General features: G+C 48.7%; 3 protein-coding genes. All 3 read right to left on the minus strand.

The window, feature by feature from the left end:
- Positions 1-400: 400 nt before the first annotated feature.
- Positions 401-3133, minus strand: a complete 2733-nt coding sequence (locus tag PHU49_14375) for a PAS domain S-box protein (GenBank protein MDD5245191.1) — start codon at positions 3131-3133, stop codon at positions 401-403.
- Positions 3134-3289: 156 nt separating this feature from the next.
- The gene (locus tag PHU49_14380) at positions 3290-4813 is read right to left on the minus strand and encodes a 4Fe-4S binding protein (GenBank protein MDD5245192.1); all 1524 of its coding nucleotides are present in this window, start codon (positions 4811-4813) and stop codon (positions 3290-3292) included.
- A 49-nt stretch (positions 4814-4862) separates the two neighbouring features.
- Positions 4863-5155, minus strand: a 293-nt coding sequence (locus tag PHU49_14385; GenBank protein ID MDD5245193.1) for a DUF362 domain-containing protein, incomplete at its 5' end; no start/stop codon positions are given.

Below are 5155 nucleotides of genomic sequence, written 5' to 3' on the forward strand. Positions count from 1 at the left end.
AAAGATAATGAGCAGTTCTCTGAGCAGTATTGTCTGAGCAACGATCCCGCTGAAGCCGATGATCAGCAATACCGGTATGAGATAAGGAAACCTTTTCATAAACGATAGATATACATTATAAGTTACGAAGGGAAGTTTCAAGAATAAAGGCAGCGGAGAGCTGAGGGCGGAGAGCTGAGGGCAGAAGGTGAGAGGATGCGAGGATGAGAGGATGCGAGGATGCGAAGAGCAGATGCTCGTCGCCGGATGCTGGACGTGAAAAGCGGCTCATGGCTCATAGCAGGAAGAATCAGGTTGAGATTAAGGTTGAGGAGAACCGGCAGTTTGCTTAACCTTAGCCTGAACCTTAACCTGCATTTTTTGCCTGCTATTCACTATCGACTATTCACTGCCTTTATTACTATTCACTGCCTTCAAGTGCGTAGCGTATCTTCCGGGAAAGCTCGTCTATGTTGAAAGGTTTTTGAAGGAATGTCTTACAGCCCTGGTCGAGGATCTTTTTTGCCTGACCGTTCATGCTGTATCCGCTTGAGAGGATCACCCTGATGTCGGGTTTTATCGCTTTCAATAACTGGAAGGTCTCTTCTCCCCCCATATCAGGCATGATCATATCGAGGATAATAAGGTCGATCTTGTTGCGATGTTCTCCATATATGTCGAGCGCCTCTTTCCCGCTTTGTGCGGCAAGAACTTTATAACCAAGCATGGTGAGGAGTTCGCTACTTACCCTCAGGATCGTCTCTTCATCGTCAACGATGAGGATCGTTTCCTTACCCTGTACAATTGTACCGGAAGGTCTGTGTTCCTTTATCACCTGTTTTGCGGAAGCGGGCAGATATATAACGAACGTGCTTCCTTCACCCTTTTCGCTGATAACGTCAATAATGCCCTGGTGGTTTTTTATGATCCCGTATACAGAAGCAAGCCCGAGACCGGTGCCCCTCCCCATCTCCTTGGTTGTAAAGAAGGGCTCAAATATCCTTTCTTTTGTCTTTTCATCCATACCGCTGCCGGTATCAGTTATGGATACCTTCACGTATCCACCGGGTTTGATTGAATAGGGTCTTGTAAAGGTTGTATCAAGGACAGCATTGGTTGTCTCGATATAGATGGTCCCTCCTGCCGGCATGGCCTGCCATGCGTTGACATAGAGGTTGAGCAGGACCTGCTCGAACTGTCCCTGGTCTACCTCAACAGTGCAAAGGTCTTCCGCATACTTTTTATGAATAGCGATCTCTTTTTTGGTACGTCCGAACATCACCGAGGTCTTTTCGATGATCTCGTTGAGATCAGCCGGTTTCACTGTGTATTTTCCTCCCCGTGCAAAACCGAGGAGCTGCTTTGTGAGTTCCGCGCCGCCTCTCACCAGGTCTTCTATACTTTTGAGTTTTTCATAGTTAGGATTATTGATCTCCATATTATAGAGCATCAGCGACGCATATCCCTGGATACCCATGAGCAGGTTGTTGAAATCGTGGGCGATGCCTCCTGCCAGTGTCCCGACAGCCTCCATCTTCTGTGCCTGAAAAAACTGTGCCTGAAGTCTTGCCTTTTCTTCCTCGTCCTGTTTCCGTGACGTGATGTCCTGATAGGTTCCCTCGTAATAGAGCGTTCTGCCTTCCTGGTCCCTGACGGCCCTTGAGTTTGTGGAGACCCAGATCTTTTTTCCGTCTTTTCGATAGGTCTGGTGCTCGAAGTTTTCGATACTGCCCTGTTGCTCAATAATCTGCCTGAATGTTATCCGTTGAGCCGGATCCGTGTAGTGCTCACTTGCAATGTCCTTGATGGATGAGATCATCTCCTCGGGGGATTCAAAGCCGCACATCTTTGCTATGGCAGGGTTGACGCTGATGAAGCGTCCTTCCGGTGTGCTCTGAAAGATGCCCTCGACGGCGTTTTCAAAGATGTTGCGGTATTTTTCCTCACTTTCCTGGAGGGAATCTTCCGCGTTCTTCCTGTCGGTAACATCCCGGAGATAAGCGAGGCGGGCCTGTTTCCCCTTGTAGGTGATCGTTGTGACGGAGACCTCTATGTAGATTGTTGTTCTGTCTTTTTTAATACCTTTAAATTCGTATCTGGCCGGCGCGTAGGCTCCTTGCTGCCTGATGGTTCCGTATTGCGTAACCCTCTCCTGATCGTCAGGATGCACGGTAAACCTGGTGGATTGCCCGATAATCTCATCAGGGCTGTCGTAGCCGAATATCTCCACATATTTGTTGTTCACATAGACGTGAATGAGGTCCTGGATGATCGCGACCCCGTCGTTCGAGTGCTCTATGGCTATACGGTACCGTTCTTCCGATTCTCTGAGGGCCTCCTCAGCCTTTTTATGTTCGGTGATGTCCATACAGGTAACGATGTATTCTCCGGACTCGATACAGACAGGAGCAAAGGCTACGATCTTTTCTATACCGTCCTTGCACCGTACGTTGAATATCCTGGGTTCCCTTTCCCCCGGCTTTAATCCCGCAGCATCGTTGATCCAGATTGAAGCCGCTTCCCGCCTGTAATCCTTATCGGGAAAAGCCTTTCTGAACAACGTCCTGCCGTCGGGTATATCTTTCAGATCATAGCCGAAGATCTCCGTAAATTTCGGGTTTACATAGGTGCACAGATTATTCCTGTCGACCATGATCACACCGAAGGGTGCATTATCGGCAATGGTCTGGAATCTTTTCCTTTCGTTGTATAGTTCTTCCTGGAGACTCTTCTGCCCTGTGATATCGGCATGCGTCCCCACCATCCTCAGGGGCTTGCCATCATCTGTCCGGGACACGATCTTGCCCCTGTCGAGTATCCACTTGTAGCTTCCGTCTTTGCATACTATGCGGTGTTCGCAGACATAAAACGGGGTTTGTCCTGAAAAATGTTTTTCGATCTCAGCCATGACGCCATCCATATCGTCAGGATGGACACGTTTTGACCATTCATCGAGATGGTTCCCGATCTCGTGATCCTGATAGCCGAGCATCTCTTTCCATTTCTTCGAAAAGAATACCTCCCCGGTCTGGATATTCCAATCCCACACGCCTTCACCGCTTCCTTCAAGGGCGAACTGGAGGCGCTCCTCGCTCTCTTTCAATGCCTGTATGAGACTCTGTTTTGTGATCTTTTTCGTCTTATTGTCTTTCAATTTCTATACCTTAACCGAATGTTCTACCGGGATGTATGTTGCGAGGGATTCATCATACGACGTGCTGGCTATACGGTAAATACATAACGGGTATAATAATATCATAAAACAAGAAAAAAGTACCTGATTTTTATTTTCGGTTATTTTGAAGAAAGATTAAGTGTTTATGAGACGTTTCCGTTGAGCAAAGACCTCGATCGCGGATTTCCCTTCAAGGGGACATTTGTTTTCGCAGATCCCGCATCCATTGCATAATTCTTCAACAATATACGGTTTTTTAAGGGCAACGACCTTGCCCCTGTAATCCCTTTCTTCAACGACCTCGAAGCGTATAGCCTTTTCAGGTATGGGACAGTGTTCCTCACAGACGATGCAGTTGATCTTTTTGGCATAGGGGAGGCAATGATTTTTATCGAGGGCGGCGATCCCGATGACGCTCTTCTTCTTTTTTTCAATGACGAGGTTCGGGATGGCGCCTGTCGGGCACACCTGCCCGCAGAGGTTGCAGTTGTATTCGCAATATCCCAACCGGGGAATAAGGACGGGCATGAAGACCCCGTAGATGCCTGCCCTGAAATAATCCGGGTAGAGTGCGCTGCGGAGGCAGACCTTTATGCACTCGCCGCACCGGACACATTTTTTGAGAAAATCCTTTTCGTTGCTGACCCCCGGTGGCCTGAGGAGTCGTTCATACTGCGCCGGTGACCGGAAGGCAAAGACCCTGGAAACGAAAAACCCTGACAACAGACTGCCTATAAAAACCCGTCTCTCCAGAACAGGGGCTGTACCCCCTGCCTTCCCCTCTTTTTGCCCGGGAATACGTTTTAAAGAGAACCTGACCCGTTTGAACGCGCATTGCAGCCTGCAATCCATGCAGAGGATACAGTCACCTTTCTGAAGGATCTCAGTGTCGAACCCAGTGGGACATATCTCTTCGCACTTCCCGCAGTCTGCGCATAGTTTCCCGGGAATCCTTCTGAATATGGAAAAATTTCCGATGATGCCAAGGAGTGTACCAAGAGGGCAGAGGTTTTTGCACCAGTTTCTCTTCTCATATCTTTCGAGAAAGAGAATGCCGATGAAAAAGATAAGCGAGAGAAAGGCGAGGGGATAAAAGGTCTCCCTGAATGGCAGGACGTAGTTCCGCAGAAATGCGAATAAAAAATCGAGGTGTTCTCTTTTTTCTCCCAGCAAGGCGTATAATCCTGTCCAGCCGCTGCGTATCGAATATCCGAAAAGCGGATAGAGGAAGAAGGTAAAGGCGCGGACGAGTATGGCAATGGGATCGAAGATCCCCGCGAGGTTGACATTGAAGAGGGCTGCGGCGAGAAGTATGAAGAGGAGATAGTATTTCAGCCGGCCCTTGAGGAATTTGACAGGAACGGTTTTACGTATTGTGCCCGTCACGAGATCGATGATCGTACCGAGGGGACAGATCCATCCGCAGAAGAACCTTCCGAGGATGGCCGTGGCAAGGATCATCATGATCCCCGGGATTAAAAGCATGGTCATTGTCTTGACGGCGAGAATGTAGCTTATTGTTACAAGCGGGTCTGCCCTGAAGAAGCTGTTTATCGCAACAGAGATTTCGTCTTTGCCCCTGTATTCAGTGCCGATAAAGAGGATGACAAATATGACCAGAAAGATGAGCTGAGAGACCCTGGAAGAGGTGATCTTCATGAATGCGCTGTCATGTATGCCCGTCGATAAATGCGGGGGTTTTTTAAACTCATGCCTTGATAAGTTTGATCTTATTAAGGTTCATCTCTCCCAGGCCCCTCTTATGCGCTGCTGCCGTAGTAGATATATCCTGGGGGTTGAGGTTAAAGAAGGTCGTTGCGTAAGCATCGGCGGCAACAATGTCAGTGGATGCAAGGACCCTGTTGATGACCTTCACGTCTTTCAGGCTGCCTCCCTGGGGACCATGATCGAGGAGTATCCTCGTGGCATCGATGATCGTAAGGTGGCTCCTGACAGTGCGATTTATATCAGCGAGGGCGTCGTCCATGTTCCGGTGGATAT

The organism is Syntrophorhabdaceae bacterium (genome assembly GCA_028713955.1).
Classification (GTDB): domain Bacteria; phylum Desulfobacterota; class Syntrophorhabdia; order Syntrophorhabdales; family Syntrophorhabdaceae; genus UBA5609.